The sequence below is a fragment of the Vibrio gallaecicus genome (genome assembly GCF_024347495.1).
GTDB classification, from domain to species: domain Bacteria; phylum Pseudomonadota; class Gammaproteobacteria; order Enterobacterales; family Vibrionaceae; genus Vibrio; species Vibrio gallaecicus.
Genome location: NZ_AP025490.1, coordinates 2087034 through 2103739, shown reverse-complemented (window position 1 = coordinate 2103739; position 16706 = coordinate 2087034). Strand labels below are relative to the sequence as shown.

The window sequence follows — 16706 nt, the reverse complement described above, 5'->3', positions numbered from 1 at the left end:
AAAGCTATTGCAGTAATAAAATCTAGTAAAGCCTTCAAAGCTACCAACCTCATATACTAAGGTTCCCCTATGACTTATACCGTAGAGAAAATCGGCGGTACATCCATGACAGCATTTGATGCTGTTTTAGAAAATATAATGTTACGTCCAACTAACCGCTACAATCGCGTATTTGTGGTTTCGGCTTATAGCGGTATGACAGACGCACTGCTTGAGTGCAAAAAGACCAGTAAACCTGGCGTGTATCAGCTCATCGCGAAGCGTGATGATAACTGGGAAGAAGCCCTCAGTTATGTTGAACAGCGAATGCTTTTGACTAATGAACATATTTTTGCAGATCCAATGAGCCGCCTTCGTGCAGATAAATTCATTGGTTCTCGTATTTCAGAAGCTAAGCATTGTATCTCGAATATCTTGGAAACTTGCCAGTATGGTCAATTTTCGTTACGCCATTATCTGCCACAAGTTCGTGAATTCTTATCTTCGATCGGTGAAGCGCATAGTGCATTTAATACAGCACTAAAGTTAAAAAACTTGGGTGTTAACGCCAAGTTCGTTGATTTGTGTGGTTGGAATTCTGAAAAGCCGAAAAGTCTGGATGACAATATCCGTGATGTATTCGCTGATATTGATGTCACAACAGAGCTTCCGATTGTTACTGGTTATGCTTCGTGTTCAGAAGGTTTGATGTCCACTTACGATCGCGGATATAGCGAGATGACTTTTAGCCGTATTGCGTCGATTACCAAAGCGGATTTAGCGATCATCCATAAAGAGTATCATTTAAGTTCAGCAGACCCACGAGTCGTAGGTTCCGATAAAGTATTGCCAATTGGTCGTACGAATTATGATGTGGCGGATCAACTTGCGAACTTAGGTATGGAAGCTATCCATCCGAATGCAGCAGCAGGCTTGCGTGAAAGTAATATTGAGCTGCAAATTAAAAACACTTTTGAGCCAGAGCACGCAGGTACATTGATTTCGAGTGACCATCAACCTACAGCAAATAAAGTTGAAATTATTGCCGGAAAAGAAAAGGTTTTTGCTTTGCATTTATTTGATCAAACTATGGTTGGTCAGGTGGATAATGTGAGCTATGAATTGATGGAAATTATTGCGGACGCTCACGTTTGCCTTGTAGGTAAAGAGATGAATGCAAACTCGATTACTTATTATTTAGGCGGCAGTACTGAAAGTTTGAATAAAGTACTTTATAAAGCTGAAAAGCGATATCCAAAAGCGGAGATTAAAGGCCGGATGGTCGCTCTTATTTCTGTGATTGGTTCTCAGATTGATACTAACAAAGCACTCACTCAGGGTGTTTTAGCCTTGATGAAAGAAGGGGTGACACCTGTAGCATTGCACTCTTCAATGCGTAATGTGAATGTTCAATTTGTAGTGGGTCATAAAGAATATGGCTCAGCAATTTGTGCATTGCATGGTGAATTTTTCAACTCTTCAGATAAAGGCGAACTTTCTAGCAAAGTAGCTTAGTCGATTACGCGAAAAGACTTTGTAAAAAGCCAATGGCACATTCGATTGAATGTGCCATTTTCTTAACTTCTTAACTTCTTAACTTCTTAACTTCTTAACTTCTGTGAGCTGAATTCAGCACTAAACCGTTAGAAGATAAATTGGTATAGGAAGCCTGCGCTCATTGCCATGCTTAAAATTACGAATAAGAAAGCGGCAATCATTTGGTTTTTGAAGATTGATTTAAGCAAAATGACTTCAGTTAAACTTGCCCCTGCGCTACCAATGATCAGTGCCATTACTGCCCCAAGCCCCATTCCTTTTGCAGCTAAAGCGGCACTTAGCGGAATTACAGCTTCAGCTCTAATGTACAGAGGGATACCAATAACGGCAGCAACTGGAATAGCAAATGGGTTATCTTCACTTGCTACGCTCGCCACTAATTCTGTTGGCATGAAGCCGTAAATCATTGAACCTAAAGCTATACCACCAACTAAATAAGGTAGAACTTTCTTAAAATCAGACCATGTGCTGTTCCAAATTTTCTTCCACTTATTCACTGGCGCTGCTTTAGCCCCGCATGATGACCCACAACCTTTAGACTCCGGTTCAATATACGCCGATTCTTTTACATATTTCTCGAAGCCTAGCTTTTCTAGTGTGTAACCAGCAATTACGGATACACCCATCGCAATGGCAAAGTAGAACGCAGTTACTTTCAGACCAAAGGTTACGGCAAATAAGCCAATAATAATTGGGTTTAAAAGTGGGCTAGCAAACAAAAATACCATCATAGTACCGAAGCCAGCTTTTGCTCGTAGCAAACCTTTTAAGAAAGGAATCGTTGAGCATGAGCAGAACGGAGTAATTGCTCCTAATAGCCCTGCAATAAAGTAACCTTTACCATTTTTTCCGCTAAGAATGCTCTGAATTTTTGCTGGTGGAATGTATAGCTGCAGTACACCAACAATGTAACTAATCAGTAAGAATAGGATTGTTAGTTCAACTGCTAGAAAGGCAAACATGCCTAAAGTGTCCATTATCATATCTTGTGTAATATTAAACATAATCTAAATCTTCATATTTCTGGAATAATCGAAATATACGCTCGTCGATTTATTAGATCAATAGATATTTCGATAAAATTGGAAATAATTTTATTTTATACAAAGCTTGATTATTGAGTTTTTTGTTAAGTGATTGATCTGTATTAAATTAGTGGTAATTGTATCTAGGTTGGTTCTGAAGATGAAAATTGGTAGGTTTCTGGAAGGGGCAAAACAAAAAAGCAGCGCGAGGCTGCCTTTATTAATATCTGTAGTGGTCAAGCTAGCAACGAACTATGCTTTTTTAAGGTCTTGAGCTGGGTAAGTCAGAGCCATACCATCAACCGTTACATGAATGTAGAAACCGCCTGCGCTGATGCCAGTTACAGTCATCTCACCAAGCTCGATACCTTTTGTAGCTACTACTACGTCATCAATTGAAAACATTTAAATACCCTAATAATAGAAAATAGAACAGGACAATTGTCTGAGCGCGATTAAAGCAGATAGTCTTGAGCTGACCTAATCGGGTTATTTATCGTTAGGATTAGCATTATTTGTTTATCGAGTCGGTGAAAGGTATTGCTGATATATGGAAATGTAAGTGGTAAACCTAGCCGCATAGAACCATGTGACTTGTAGCTCAATCGTTAAATTCGTGAATAAATACGTGTCTTATTGATAGGGATGCCGCTAGTATGCAATTTCAACTCAGTTACATGGACTGTTCGCTATGACATCTGCTATCTCAACCTCTATGAGTACTCGCTTATGGATAATGCTGGTACTACTTTCAATGCTTTGGGGTGGCTCTTTTTTCTTTGTTGGAATAGCCGTCAATGAATTACCGCCATTAACCATCGTTGCTTTAAGAGTTGGTATTGCAGCGCTAACATTATGGTTTATCGCTTTACTACTTGGTTTGAAACCACCTAAAGAGCTAAGTATTTGGGGAGCCTTTTTTAAAGTTGGTTTATTAAATAATGTTATTCCATTTGTGTTGATTGTTTGGGGTCAAACTCAAATTGCTTCTGGTTTAGCGTCTATTTTGAATGCAGCAACGCCAATTTCGGCTGTGATTGTGGCTGGTTTATTGTTACCAGATGAGCGCCCAACGCCTTTAAAAATTATGGGTGTAGCAATAGGATTTATTGGTGTGGTGGTTATGATTGGTTTACCAGCCTTGAGCGGCGGGGGGAGTTTACTTGCGCAGCTTGCCGTAATTACAGCGACTATTTGTTACGCATTTGCTGGCGTTTATAGCCGCCGTTTTAAAACGCTAGGCATTAATCCTATCATTGTTGCAGCTGGTCAAGTGACAGCATCAACAATGATATTGCTGCCTATCTCATTGTTTGTTGATGGTCCGCTAAATGTATCAAATGTTAGTTCACAGACTTGGCTCGCAATCATTGGATTAGCTGTGGTATCGACTGCTCTTGCCTATGTTATGTACTTCAAAATAATCGAATTAGCTGGTGCTACCAATGTACTACTTGTCACCTTATTGGTTCCTGTGTCTGCAATATTACTTGGGTACGCCTTTTTGAATGAAACCCTTGAACCTATCCATTTTATTGGCATGTCTTTAATTGCTTTAGGACTTTCAGCTATCGACGGGCGTTTATGGAAAGGGTTATCTAATGTTAAGCAGGTAAGCAAATAATATGGTTCTGTTCCAGTAGATAAGATAAATGAAGCAGTGATCACTCACTGCTTTTTCATTTGTACAAAGCTTAAAATGGACAGAAGCATAAAGAATGCTGGGTCACTCCATCCTAAGCCTGTAAAAACACCTATTACAGCACCATAAAATGTAATGATGACACCTAATAGGTTAGTCAGCAGTAAAGATAAGAATAAGTTCTTTGCTACTTTTCCAGGCTCTATATCTCTTAGCATAAAACTAATTATGGCAAGTCCACCAAGGAAAATACTGGTATGTTGAGATAGAAATAGCGCATTTTGGTCATTGATTTCCACGCCATAGACCGGCCACATTAGCTCTGGTATTAGAAATAAAGCCAGAGCAAAAGCGGTATAAATACCGCTATGCAAACTTAAAAAAGTTTTGTTGTTCATTATTGAACCACCTGTGCTACAGGACCTCTGTTGATAGCCGTTAATGGTTGATTAATGTCAAATATGAAGCCACGTACATCATTAATGCCCATGTTCTGTAATCGAGTGGTATGCATATCTAGGTAAGCTTGAGCACTGGGTTCATCTTCGAATAAGTAAATACCACCACCCATTTGGTCTTTTTCGCTTTCAGTCCAAACTTTCCAAACTATGCCAGGTTCGTTATTAATTGAGTTTGCTAGCTCCATTAATGCATTTGCCATATCTTCACCAAATGGTCCTTTAAATCCAAAATCTACTTGTAATAATTTCATGGTGTTTCTCCAATTTTCGATGAGTAAACTGACGGACAAGATGAGTCTTGTTTGTCGTTGAGGTAAGTATCACCTGTAAAAATTGAACAGAAAAGTTCATAATACTGCCAATAATCCTCAAGAAATTAGACTATGAGATTAAAGACGACCTTAGACCAGTGGCAAACCTTGTATGAAATAGACCGTGCAGGGAGCATTCAATCTGCCGCCATACAGTTAAATAAAAGCCACACCACGTTGATCTATGCGGTGCGTAAATTGGAGGAGCAACTTGGTGTGACGTTAGTTCGTGTCGAAGGGCGCAGAGCTGTGTTATCTGAAGATGGTAAAGCATTGTTAAGAAGAGCTTGTAGCATGCTGGATCAAGCCCGTGAGTTAGAGCTGATCAGTGAGCAGTTATCGAAAGGAATCGAATCTGAAATTACTGTAGCGGTCGATCACCTTTGTAACCCTACATGGGTATATCAAATAATGGCTCAATTCCTTGAAAGTAACAGTACAACATCTATTCAGCTTATCGAGACATCGCTTTCTAAAACGACAGAGATGGTGACTCGGGAGCTGGCTGATGTCGCTATTATTAACTTACCCGTGACTAATTTTCCTGCTGAAGCTTTTGGGGTGACTTCATTAATTCCAGTCGTTGCTAAATCACACCCCTTAGCGAGTGTTGATATTGTGTCTTTGAATCAGCTTTCAACGTTGCCTCAAATAGTGGTAAGAGATTTAGGATCAGTTGAAAAGCAGAGTGATAAAAAAGATGTGGGTTGGCTAAAGTCGAGTCAGCGCGTTACGGTTGATAACTTCGACCACGCATTTCGAGCGGTCGAACAAGGTGTTGGATATTGTCGTTTACCTAAGCATATCGTCGAAAGCCGAGGGCAAGAAACACTTACTATACTGAACATCGAGCACTCTCGAAGCTACCAAGTTCCGCTGCATTTGACACTGCCTAAAGGGGTGAAGACAGGCTCTGCGGCAAAAGAGTTTTACTCTTTATTACTGAGTTCAGCGGCAACACGAGACTTTACCTTTTAACTCAATAGCGAAGCTGATATTCAGCAGTACATGTAAACGGTTAGATGGGGGGGAACAACACAATTTTTCATGTAGATCAGTCGTTTATTAAGAACAGTTACCGTTAATAAACAGAGCCACGCATTCTTGGATGTAATTTAGTCTATCTTCATCACTTTCTTGGCTGTCTTGCCCGAAGAATCCCCAGTAAGCGGATTTTCCGTGGAACATGAGCAACAACTGCATGGCTGCAATTCTTGGTGAACTTGAAACTGACAAGTTAAAGTCACCTGAATTGACTTTGTCTTTTAGATACTCAGCCAATAAGTTAGTCGTTTTCTGGGGACCAGACTGCAAGTAAACCGCGGCTATTTCAGGATGAGTGTTGGCTTGGCTGACTGCATTTTGAAAAGTTTGCCTTGCTTGTTCATCAAGCAATAAGTTCTGAAACTTCATTCCAAATTTGACCAGTTCTTCGGCGACAGGAGCATCCATATCAAATGCGCTTGGGCTTAACTCTCTCTCAATACATCTGGTCTGCATGCAGGTTTCAAATAACTCATCTTTGTTTTTGAAATGAGAATAGACCGTTTGCTTAGAAACATTTGCAGCTTTCGCTATTTGATCCATATTGATCTTGTAGCCGTATTGAGAAAATAGCTCACTGGCTGCGGCTAAGATCTGCGATTTTTTTTGTTCACTCTTGATGATTTTTGTCACGTTTGCTTCTCGTTACGTTTTGTTTCTCGTTACTTTTCGGGGCATCGCTACTTACGTTGCATTGCTACTCTAATTGTAACTGTTTTTCTTTCCAGGTGCTGACAAGGCTCAAGTTGATCCGACAAATCGCATTGAACCAAATGTAAGTTAGCCGATGGATAGCATTATGCTTTTTGTGATGTTTTTATCAATCATTAACGATGAAACTTATATTTAACATAATCAAACTAGACAGTCTAGTTTGATTTGGTTAGTCTAAAAAGGATACGATTGAAAACTGCATAGGAACAGTAATATGTATAAATTGATGAAGAGAAGTGCGATGGCGTTAGCGCTATCGACTTTTCTTATTGGATGTGGAGAAGCAACGCAAACTGAGTCTCCAGTTGACTCAGCTGTTTCAACTACAGGAACGGTATTAACTGTTGAAACGATCGCTTTGGAGCTATCACCTTCTTATGCAGTTCAGCGTGAATATGTTGGAGTTGTCAAAGCTGGGCAGCAAGCCAATTTGGGCTTTGAATTAGCAGGGAAAGTACAAGAGATATTTGTTGATGTGGGTGATACCGTCACAGAAGGGCAGCCACTTATTCGTTTAGATACTCAGCTTCTTAAAACAGAGTCCAGCCAGTTAAAAGCCCAATCTGAAGAAGTAAAAGCTCAGTTAAGTTTAGTGGCGGCTAACCTAAAGCGTCAGCGTTCGCTCAAAGCGAAAGGTTTCAGTGCTGAAGCTGAAATCGACACACTGACTAGTGAGCAGCGTGTACTGCAAGCTAACCTTCTGCGGATTGATGCTTCAGTACAAGCAAATGATTTAAAACTGATTAAATCGACTGTTCTTGCTCCGTATTCGGGCACGATAGCAACGCGTTTTGTTTCATTAGGTGATGTGGTAAATGTGGGAAACCCGACATTGACTCTACTTGCAACGGAAGGGAAAGAAGCCTTCATTGGCATTCCTGCTCATCAAATGCTAAAGGTCACTTCACTTGAAGCTCCGGTGATAAGAGTGGCTAACTCAAATTATTCTGTGAGTTTACTTAACCCTGGTGCCATGGTTGATACCCAGTCTCGCAGCGTAGCATTACGCTATCTCTTCCCAGAAAAATCACCAGTTTTAGAAGGGCAGCTTACTTACCTTCAATTTGATGAAACGATAGATGAACAAGGTTATTGGATCCCATTAACCGGATTAATCGATGGTTTACGTGGCGTGTGGAATATTTTCGTTATTGGTGAAGGTAACAAAGTTGAACGCAGAAGCGTTCAGGTTCTATTTGCAAATAATCAACAAGCTTATGTGATTGGTGCCTTAGCTGATGGCGAGCAGGTGATTGCCAGTGGTTTGCATCGTTTAGTTCCAGGGCAAACAGTAAAGCCTGCTGAAGTGGCTAAGTAGGGAATACCATGAAAATCATAGAGACTATTTCCAATACTCGGCTACTGATATTAATGACTGCTTTACTTCTTGTAAGCGGTATTTCAGCTTTCATGACCTTACCGCGAGCTGAAGACCCAGTCATAGAAAACCGTTATGCAAACATTACCACCAGTTTTCCAGGTGCTAGTGCCGAGCGGGTTGAAACGCTGGTGACTGAAGTCATCGAAAACAAATTGCGTGAACTGAGTGAAGTTAAATTAGTCACCTCAACGTCAAGACCGGGAGTGTCGATTGTGACACTGGAATTGAATGATGACATTACCGAGCCAGAACCTGTTTGGTCGCAGGCTCGTGACAAATTATCTGATGTTGAGGCGCTCTTGCCATCAGGCACACACTCTCCGGATCTCGACAGTGACCATACTTACGCCTTCACCACAATTACTGCGCTTACTTGGTCAGGTTCTGGAGAGCCAGATAGGCTAACTCTTGGTCGTTATGCAAAAGAATTGGCTAAGCGATTAAGAACCTTATCAGGCACCGAATTCGTTGATGAATACGGGATGCCACAAGAAGAAATTCAGATCAGTTTGCGAACTGCTGATGCTGCGGCATTAGGGCGTTCAAGCGCTAATATTGCGGAATCACTGGAAGGCGCTGATGCGAAAAACTCTGCCGGGGAATTAGTCAGTGCATATTCTCGTTTTGGGTTAGAAATTGAATCAGAACTCGACTCGATTGAACGAATTAAACAAGTGCCAATTGCGACAGACAGTAATGGGCACATCATCCGAATGGAAGATATTGCTTCTGTACGCCGAGGGGAAAAAACGCCACAAAATCAAATCGCGATTGTTGATGGTGAGCCCGGAGTGATTGTTGCTGCGCGAATGCATCCTGACTTGCGAGTGGATAATTGGACAGCTAGAGCCAATACCGTTATCGATAAGTTTGAGCAAGAACTGCCAAGCAATGTTCAAGTAACTGTGTTGTTTAATCAGCAGGGTTACACCGAGACTCGCTTAGATGACTTAGGCAAAAGTTTAATGATTGGTTTTGTGCTGATCTTAATTGTACTGTTCGTGACTCTAGGTGTTCGAGCTGCAATTTTAGTCGCCATTTCTCTTCCGTTAACCTCATTACTCACACTTTCCATCATGAAGATGACCGGAGTACCAATCAACCAAATGTCGGTGACTGGTTTAATTGTTGCACTCGGGATAATGGTGGACAATGCGGTGGTAATGGTGGATACCATTCAAGCTTACCGTTTGAAAGGTCAGCAGCGAGCCGAAGCAACGATGAATGCACTTAAGCATTTATGGGTGCCGCTACTAGGTTCAACACTTACGACCGTTCTTGCTTTTGCACCAATCATCTTAATGCCAGGAGCTTCAGGTGAATTTGTGGGCGGCATTGCGATTACCGTTTCTTTCTCTCTGTTAGGTTCTTACCTAATTTCGCATACGCTGATCGCAGGTCTAGCGACTAAGCTTCTTCCTAAAAAGCTCAGTGATGTTGATAAAAAAGGTCAGCACCACTGGTTTATTACAGGGCTGAGAATTCCTGCATTGACTCGCTGGTTTTCGTCGTCAGTTCGCTTTGGTGTCACTCACCCGATAATCACGATTGCCCTTGTGCTGTTAGTACCTTTTACCGGTTACTGGAGCATGTCTCAATTAACAGAGCAGTTCTTCCCACCTTCGGACAGAGACATGTTTGAGATTCAGGTTTACATGCCGCCTCAAGCAAGTATCTATGCGACCAAAGCCACTTCAGAAAAAGTCGATGACATTATTCACCGTTACCAAGAAGTGGAGCGTATTGATTGGCTGGTAGGAGCTAACTTCCCGTCTTTCTATTACAACCTGCAAGCAAGACAAAACAACGCGCCTTATTTTTCACAAGCGATGGTGAAAACGGAGAACTTCGCACAAGCCAATGCTTTGATTCCAATGTTACAAGAGGTGTTGGATAAAGAGGTTCCAGAAGCGCAGATTTTGGTAAGAAAGCTTAATCAAGGGCCGCCATTTACTGCGCCTGTAGAATTACGTGTTTATGGCGAAAACTTAGATACCTTGAAGGCGATTGGTGAAGATGTACGCTTAATTCTTGCCAATATTCCCAATGTTACTCATACACGAGAAACCTTACAGCCGGGTACGCCTAAAGTATGGCTTAAGGTCGATGAGGATACAGCCAAGCTAAATGGTATTTCTCTTAATCAATTTGCAGGCATGCTACAAACCACGTTAACGGGTCGTGAAAGCGGCTCAGTGATTGAAGGCAGTGAGTCAGTACCCATTCGAGTACGTGTAGCGGATGATGCCCGCGAGAATTTATCGCACCTAAGTAATATCCGTTTACCGATAAGCTCAGAGGTGTATTCAACGGGTATCAATGTTTCAACGTTAGCAGAGTTAGAGCTTACGACTAGCCGCGGTTCTATCACTAGACGTAATGGGCAGCGTGTGAATACTATTGAGGGTTACATCAAAGCTGGTGTACTACCACAGACTGTACTCAATGAGTTCCAAAAGCGTTTAGAAAGTTATGAGATCCCGTCAGGCTACACTATTGGGTTTGGTGGCGAATCGGCGGAACGAGATAACTCTGTAAATAGTCTAATTTCTAATGTGGCCGTTGTTGTGGTCTTGATGGTACTAGTAGTGGTGATGTCGTTTAACTCATTCAGAATGAGTAGCATCATATTCATGGTGGCAGCGCTTGCGGGCGGTCTTGGGTTATTGTCCGTGTGGATATTTGGTTACCCATTTGGCTTCACTGTAATCATCGCTATGTTGGGTATTGCTGGCTTAGCTATCAATGCAGCCATTGTAATTTTGACTGAGCTTAAACTGGATGAGAGGGCTTCATCTGGCAATGTTGATGCTGTGGTAGAAGCGGTGATGTCGTGTACTCGTCATATTAGCTCCACAACCATCACAACGGTTGGCGGTTTTATGCCTTTGATTATTGCAGGCGGTGGTTTTTGGCCGCCATTTGCAGTTGCCATCGTCGGCGGTACAGTATTAACCACGCTGATTTCATTCTACTTTGTGCCTGTCGTGTTCCACTTGATGACACGTAGAAAAGGGCTGCATTCTCAGAGATTAGTCTCAGATTAGATATAAGAGTGTAATGAATAGTTTAATAAGAAGCGCAGCTAAGGCTGTGCTTTTTTATGTCTATGTCTATGTCTTTGTTTGTGTTTGTGGCTATGGGGTTGGGAAATAGAAAGTCGGTCTGCATTCTATGTGAAATGCAGAGAGAAACTTATCTGACCGAATGTCTCATTTTTATTTTTAGAACATATGATTCGATAATGAGTTAGTTACTATGAGGCTACATAAGGATAACTAAATCAATAAGGATATTTCAGTGGATATTTTGTCTCACTTGCATTCTCATCGTTCAATTCGTCAGTATAAATCTCAAGAAATACCGCAACAGGTGTTAGATGAAGTGCTGCAAGCCGGTATTCGAGCTTCTTCATCGGGTAACATGCAGTCCTATTCGATTATAGTCACGAAAGATCCTGCTATTCGTGAAAAACTTTATCAGCCACACATGGAACAAAATATGGTGGTTGATGCACCAGTATTAGTCACTTTTTGTGCTGATTTTCGTCGAATGAAAAAGTGGTTAGAACTCAATGAAGCGAAGCCTAATTTCGATAACTTTATGAGCTTCATGATTGCGACGATTGATGCCACTTTAGTCTCGCAAAACGTTGCGACTGCGGCTGAAGCGAAAGGTTTAGGGTTATGTTATATGGGTTCTACATTAGCTAACTGCGATCAGATCGGTGAGATACTCAATTTACCGGAAGGTGTAGTCCCCGTGGTAGGTTATTCGCTCGGTTATGCAGATGAAAACCCTGAAGTGCGAGATCGTTTACCATTAGAAGGGCTTGTCCATTACGAGACTTATCAAGACCAGACGGATGAACAGATTAAAGCCATTTATAAGCAGCGAGAAACGGACGGTTGGAACCGTTATATGTCGTTCCCTGAACTTAAAGCTAAGATTGAAGCATCAGATGTGAAGAACTTAGCTCAGCTATATACAACTCTAAAATATACGCGAGAGTCACACGTTGAGTTTTCACAAAGCGTTCTTCATTACATTGAGAAGCAAGGCTTTATGAACCACAATCTCTAGTTCGAATCGATGTGTATGAGGCTAGGGTCCACCTTGTTCTTTTAATCATTTATTCTTATTTTTTGTAAAACTAATGATTCTATATTTATGTGCCAGTCAACCTTTCAAGCATAGGTGACTGGCCTTTTTGTATTGATTCGTTTCTTTATACCCATCAATAAGCTGAACAATAGGTTCATGTTTTATTCACATTCAGCATGGCATTCTAAAAGTATCTTATTACCTGTTCCGGTTTATTATGACATTCAAAAATTTCACCTTAATTATCATTAGCTTCTTACTGTTGGTAGGCGTTTGGTTTTTGCTTCCTGTTGATTTGGAACTGGCACGAAAAATTCCTGCATTCTTTGCCACTATCTCAATGATTAGCATGGCTTTAGCTATGGTGATCAGCTGCCGCCCTAAGTGGATTGAGCCTTTGGTCGGAGGCATGGATAAAGCGTACATTTGGCACAAATGGCTGGGTATTTTCGGTTTAATTGGTGCAAGTTTTCACTGGATGCTAGTACCAGGACCTGCTGGTAATGCACTTGATCCTCAGTTTGCTGAAATGGGGGAAGAAGTTGGGCAATGGGCTATGTATGGTTTGTTGCTTCTAGGTGGAGTGAGTATGGTTAAACAAATCCCATATCGTATCTGGTTTTATACTCACAAGCTTATGGGGCCTATTTTCCTAATTTCTGTCTACCACACGTTTTTTTCTGATGTACCGTTTGAATTATTCAGTGTAACCGGGGCAGCTTTGGTTGCGGTTTCCCTCATTGGCTCGCTTAGTTGGATCTACAAAACATTCATGAAGCCTAAGCAGTATCGAGCTTATCAGGTGACGGAAGTGAACCCAATTGATGATGCAGTTGAAGTGGTCATGAAAGCGGAAGATGAAAGCATTCAATATCATGCAGGTCAGTTTGCTTATCTTGATTTTGGCTTTGACCGTGTAGAACATTTTCACCCATTCACCATTACATCAGCACCTGAAGTTATTGCAGCTTCCAATGCAGCAAGTGCTAAAAATAAAGGCACTGGTCAACAACTGAGCTTCGTTATTAGAGGGCTTGGTCGCCACACCAAAGAATTACAAAGTAGGCTTAAAGTTGGTTTACCTGTCACGGTTGATGGCGGCTATGGACGCTTACATGCGAAAAAGAAAGCCAATAAACCTCAAGTTTGGATTGCTGGTGGTATAGGTATTACTCCATTCCTAGCGTGGATTCGAAGTTGGAAAGAAAGCGATCAACCCGTGCATTTGTTTTATGTAGGAAGAGGGTCACTCTATTCGTTAATGTTAGAAAAAGTGGGACACTTGATTGGCTCTAAGCGAATTGTACTGCATAAGCAACATTCTGGAAGTGAGCGACTAACTGCAGAGGCCATGTGTAGCAAGCTAGAGTTGGATATTAAACAGTATCAATGGTTTGCATGCGGACCAACACCAATGCTGATGTCATTGAAATCTCAGCTAGTTGAGAAGGGTATGAAAACCAATCAGTGGCACAATGAAAACTTTAGCATGCGATAGTTTTCAGTAACTCATTTATTCGAATCCCACTTAAAGGCAGCGGCATCAAAAGATGTCGCTGAACCAAGCGTTTAACTGTTCACGTTTATCATCAGGTCCATTGATGACTACTAATCCCTGAAGGCTGGCTTGATCCCAAGAAATGGTGCCAGTTGCGATCGCATCAAATACATCGAGTTCAGTAATTAGTAATAGATCTTCTTTTGTTGGGAGGGTTTCTCGCCCCGAAACGCTCACCTCATTTGCTACATTAATTTCACTGTAATGACCTTTAATGGCTTCGAATAAGTTGAAGTCAGTGCTTAGTGAGTGCTCTTTGGCAAGCGCTGCTTTTATAGCAAATAATCGGAAGTGGTCTGGTTTATTGAGATTATTAAATTCATCGTCTTGGCGGGCATTAATGATATTGCCAAAGACTTCAAGTGAACCTGGTTCTGTAACTAAGCTAAAGCCAGTTTCTTGGTGTAAACCACACGCAAAAACAAGCGAAGAACTTAATGAAAGAAGTAGAGCAATTCGTTTTAACATGGTGACCTCTAACTTTAAGCGGTAAAAATGCACGTTTAGCTGCACTAATATAGGCAGCACTAACATAGATGCAGTGGCATAGGTGTTTTGATATTGATGCAGCTTAAAGAAGCCGCTAAATCATCTACCAGCCTGCCGGATGGCGCACTTTACCAGTAATCAAACCAAAAGATAAAGGGACCATGAGGGTCCCTTTTGTATATCGTTATCTATCCTTGAAATCAAACAAGCTATCAGCTATTGATTTAGCGAACATTCAATTAGCGAACGATAAGCATGATTTCTTCAGGAGTCATTGGCTTATCGAAGTAGCTCATGAATTGACCGAAGCCTTTGATGTCGCCATTCGAGAATTTGAATGCGCCAGACTGTAAGTTTTTACCAATCACTTGTTGAGCGTTTGGACCCGCAATCAAGATTTGGTTCAATACTGTACGCGTGGTGTCGATTTGTACATCAGCACCTTTTACTGCTTCTTCGTGTAGCTGTGCAATACCGTTACGGATTTCGATAGTAAATGCTTCGTTAGTATCAGAGAAGTTGTACGTTAGCATCATGTTTACGTCTAGCGAGTTTTCTGCGATAAGCGTTGAAGTCATCATGTCGAAGATCTGCTTGCTTGGTAATGCAGTAAGAACGTCAACTGAAGCAAAGCTGATCATGTTAGAGAAATCACGTTTGTTCTCTAGTTCAGCAGCAGCGTTAAGTGCCCAGTTACGCCAGTTGATGTTCACTTGATCTGCAGCCCATGCTTTGTAAGCTTGTGCTTTCATCTCGCGAGCTTCCATATCTTGCTTGTTAACCGTAATAGGGTAAGAAAGAATTTCTGCCGCAAATGTGTAGTTTTCTGCTTTGATTGCTGCTTTAGCGGTTTCGATGATGTTCTCACGGCCGCCCATGATCTCTACGAATGCTTTAGCGCGTTGCTCGTATGCCATTGGCTCTAGTTGCCATGGATCCGCTTCGAAGAAACCGTTGTAACCTACGTAAATCTGGCGCACTGCGTGTGCAACAGTACCGTAGTGTTCACCTAACCAAGGGTGCTCTGCAAGGTGATTAGGAAGTTTTACCACTTCAACTAACTCATCTGGCGTCATGCCTTTGTTCATGTAACGAATTGTTTGGTCATGCGTGTATTGAATCGCATCACGGTAAGCCGTTAATACGTCAGATACCGCTTCTTTACCTTCAACAGGGCGACCGTGAGAGTTAATCATAATCTCAGTGTCAAACTTACGCATTACGTCGATACCTTTGAACCACATTGAAGGGTCACGGAATTTCGTGCCACGAATGGTGTGAAGGTTCGGGAAGTTTTCACCTTGAAGTACTTCTGCAGCATGTAGAATTTTTTGCTCTGGAAGATAAACAACTAGCTCATCTTTAGTTTCAGAAGGCACGTTTTCAATGTGCATTTTAACGCCAGAAATTTCAATCTCTAAGTGCCCTTGGCTTGGTACAAGCACGTTTGGTTCGATGAACGAGATAGCACCCTGCATGAAACGAGGACCTAGACCATCGTTTACAGTACCGTGCTCTCCTTCTTCTACGTGCTTAGCGCCAGTATAAGAAGTACGGTGACCGAATAATGTTCCCAAGTTTGAAGACCAGTTAGCCACGGCTGCTGTTAGGCCTTCTTCAGCGATGATTTTAACGTCGCCTGATGCCACTTCTTCGTCTGTCACCCATGCACGAACACCAGAGATGTGGTCAATATGGTTGTGAGAATAGATGATAGCTTTAACTGGCTTATCTGTGATTTGACGGAATTGCGCTTTAACCGATTGAGCCATTTCTACTGATTCACCTGGATCAACGATGATAATGCCATCGTCACCTTCAATCATTACTGGTGTATCAAGACCGAAACCGTAACCAAGGTAAACATTGTCATCTACTTTGATGATAGCTTGATCCATTTTACGACCGTGCTTGGTTAAAATAGGGTGAACATGGTCAGACTCAGCGGTGTAAGCTAGAGAATCACCTGTTTTAGAAACAACCTGAATACGTTCGCCTTTACCCCAGAATAAGTTAGATTTATGTTCAAATAGAACTTCACTCTTGTAACGTGAATCAAGATCGATGTTTTGGTATTGAGCTGCATTTGCAGTTTGAAGTTCTTGACCTACTTTCGATGTTGCTTCAATAACTGGAGTTGCAGAGGCAAAGCCAGAAGTGAAAAGAACACTTGCAATCGCAACGGGTAAAGCCATTTTCTTAAACGTATTAGTCATAATGTGACCTTTATTTTTAAAACAGGAATAGGATTTGATGGGGTAATCATAAAGAGGTAAGTGAATGGTATCTACGAGGTAAATCGATTTCGACATATCGTTATTACGATGATTTGATTTTCATTCAATCGCTTATTCGATTTTATTGATCAAGGTCAAACAATGATTTTTGGCATTGATGAATACAAAAAAACACCTCAAGAATGAGGTGTTTTTGATTCAGTA

General features: G+C 41.4%; 14 protein-coding genes. 7 read left to right on the top strand and 7 right to left on the bottom strand.

The annotated features are described in order from the left end of the window. Positions 1 to 69: 69 nt before the first annotated feature. Positions 70 to 1494 (top strand): aspartate kinase, encoded by a 1425-nt coding sequence (locus OCU78_RS09070; RefSeq protein WP_137372890.1) that lies wholly within the window; start codon positions 70 to 72, stop codon positions 1492 to 1494. Between the two features lie 128 nt (positions 1495 to 1622). Here OCU78_RS09070 and OCU78_RS09065 read toward each other — a convergent pair whose 3' ends face one another. Together OCU78_RS09065 and OCU78_RS09060 are read right to left on the bottom strand one after the other, a co-directional pair. Continuing rightward, a complete protein-coding gene (locus OCU78_RS09065; protein ID WP_137372891.1) occupies positions 1623 to 2540 on the bottom strand; it encodes a permease in 918 nt (305 codons plus the stop codon). 273 nt (positions 2541 to 2813) lie between these two features. Beyond that, entirely contained in the window at positions 2814 to 2966 is a 153-nt protein-coding gene (locus OCU78_RS09060; RefSeq protein ID WP_167494014.1) for a hypothetical protein, read from the bottom strand. A gap of 286 nt (positions 2967 to 3252) precedes the next feature. Here OCU78_RS09060 and OCU78_RS09055 point away from each other — a divergent pair, with 286 nt between their 5' ends. Continuing rightward, positions 3253 to 4185 carry a DMT family transporter gene (locus OCU78_RS09055; RefSeq protein WP_137372892.1) on the top strand — a complete coding sequence of 311 codons (933 nt, stop codon included), beginning with the start codon at positions 3253 to 3255 and terminating at the stop codon, positions 4183 to 4185. A 44-nt stretch (positions 4186 to 4229) separates the two neighbouring features. Here the strand turns inward: OCU78_RS09055 and OCU78_RS09050 are convergent, their stop codons facing one another. Both OCU78_RS09050 and OCU78_RS09045 read right to left on the bottom strand, forming a co-directional pair. Beyond that, positions 4230 to 4601, bottom strand: a complete 372-nt coding sequence (locus tag OCU78_RS09050; RefSeq protein WP_137372893.1) for a hypothetical protein — start codon at positions 4599 to 4601, stop codon at positions 4230 to 4232. After that, positions 4601 to 4915 carry a monooxygenase gene (locus OCU78_RS09045; protein WP_137372894.1) on the bottom strand — a complete coding sequence of 105 codons (315 nt, stop codon included), beginning with the start codon at positions 4913 to 4915 and terminating at the stop codon, positions 4601 to 4603. The genes OCU78_RS09050 and OCU78_RS09045 overlap by 1 nt, the downstream gene beginning before the upstream one ends. 132 nt (positions 4916 to 5047) lie before the next feature. Between OCU78_RS09045 and OCU78_RS09040 the strand changes: the two genes are divergently transcribed. Continuing rightward, on the top strand, positions 5048 to 5953 hold the full coding sequence (locus tag OCU78_RS09040; protein ID WP_137372895.1) for a LysR family transcriptional regulator: 906 nt from the start codon (positions 5048 to 5050) through the stop codon (positions 5951 to 5953). An 87-nt stretch (positions 5954 to 6040) separates the two neighbouring features. Here OCU78_RS09040 and OCU78_RS09035 read toward each other — a convergent pair whose 3' ends face one another. Then, entirely contained in the window at positions 6041 to 6652 is a 612-nt protein-coding gene (locus tag OCU78_RS09035; protein WP_137372896.1) for a TetR/AcrR family transcriptional regulator, read from the bottom strand. Between the two features lie 295 nt (positions 6653 to 6947). Here OCU78_RS09035 and OCU78_RS09030 point away from each other — a divergent pair, with 295 nt between their 5' ends. From OCU78_RS09030 to OCU78_RS09015, 4 genes are all read left to right on the top strand, one after another. Further along, positions 6948 to 8051: an efflux RND transporter periplasmic adaptor subunit gene (locus OCU78_RS09030; protein ID WP_137372897.1), complete on the top strand. Its 1104-nt coding sequence runs from the start codon at positions 6948 to 6950 to the stop codon at positions 8049 to 8051. Positions 8052 to 8059: 8 nt separating this feature from the next. Continuing rightward, a complete protein-coding gene (locus tag OCU78_RS09025; RefSeq protein ID WP_137372898.1) occupies positions 8060 to 11161 on the top strand; it encodes an efflux RND transporter permease subunit in 3102 nt (1033 codons plus the stop codon). Positions 11162 to 11414: 253 nt separating this feature from the next. Further along, positions 11415 to 12197, top strand: coding sequence for a nitroreductase family protein (locus OCU78_RS09020; RefSeq protein WP_137372899.1), 783 nt, complete (start codon positions 11415 to 11417; stop codon positions 12195 to 12197). Between the two features lie 238 nt (positions 12198 to 12435). Beyond that, the gene (locus tag OCU78_RS09015) at positions 12436 to 13716 is read left to right on the top strand and encodes a ferredoxin reductase family protein (protein WP_137372900.1); all 1281 of its coding nucleotides are present in this window, start codon (positions 12436 to 12438) and stop codon (positions 13714 to 13716) included. A gap of 45 nt (positions 13717 to 13761) precedes the next feature. On the opposite strand, the gene OCU78_RS09010 is transcribed toward OCU78_RS09015, so the two are convergent. Further along, positions 13762 to 14244 carry a hypothetical protein gene (locus OCU78_RS09010; RefSeq protein ID WP_137372901.1) on the bottom strand — a complete coding sequence of 161 codons (483 nt, stop codon included), beginning with the start codon at positions 14242 to 14244 and terminating at the stop codon, positions 13762 to 13764. Positions 14245 to 14504: 260 nt separating this feature from the next. Then, positions 14505 to 16481, bottom strand: coding sequence for an alkyl sulfatase dimerization domain-containing protein (locus OCU78_RS09005; protein WP_137372902.1), 1977 nt, complete (start codon positions 16479 to 16481; stop codon positions 14505 to 14507). Positions 16482 to 16706 lie beyond the last annotated feature (225 nt).

Coding starts and splice junctions, on each gene's coding strand:
- OCU78_RS09040 (WP_137372895.1), top strand. CDS start 5,048: ATGAGATTAAAGACGACCTTAGACCAGTGGCAAACCTTGTATGAAATA.
- OCU78_RS09070 (WP_137372890.1), top strand. CDS start 70: ATGACTTATACCGTAGAGAAAATCGGCGGTACATCCATGACAGCATTT.
- OCU78_RS09025 (WP_137372898.1), top strand. CDS start 8,060: ATGAAAATCATAGAGACTATTTCCAATACTCGGCTACTGATATTAATG.
- OCU78_RS09010 (WP_137372901.1), bottom strand. CDS start 14,244: ATGTTAAAACGAATTGCTCTACTTCTTTCATTAAGTTCTTCGCTTGTT.
- OCU78_RS09005 (WP_137372902.1), bottom strand. CDS start 16,481: ATGACTAATACGTTTAAGAAAATGGCTTTACCCGTTGCGATTGCAAGT.
- OCU78_RS09055 (WP_137372892.1), top strand. CDS start 3,253: ATGACATCTGCTATCTCAACCTCTATGAGTACTCGCTTATGGATAATG.
- OCU78_RS09030 (WP_137372897.1), top strand. CDS start 6,948: ATGTATAAATTGATGAAGAGAAGTGCGATGGCGTTAGCGCTATCGACT.
- OCU78_RS09045 (WP_137372894.1), bottom strand. CDS start 4,915: ATGAAATTATTACAAGTAGATTTTGGATTTAAAGGACCATTTGGTGAA.
- OCU78_RS09065 (WP_137372891.1), bottom strand. CDS start 2,540: ATGTTTAATATTACACAAGATATGATAATGGACACTTTAGGCATGTTT.
- OCU78_RS09015 (WP_137372900.1), top strand. CDS start 12,436: ATGACATTCAAAAATTTCACCTTAATTATCATTAGCTTCTTACTGTTG.
- OCU78_RS09050 (WP_137372893.1), bottom strand. CDS start 4,601: ATGAACAACAAAACTTTTTTAAGTTTGCATAGCGGTATTTATACCGCT.
- OCU78_RS09060 (WP_167494014.1), bottom strand. CDS start 2,966: ATGTTTTCAATTGATGACGTAGTAGTAGCTACAAAAGGTATCGAGCTT.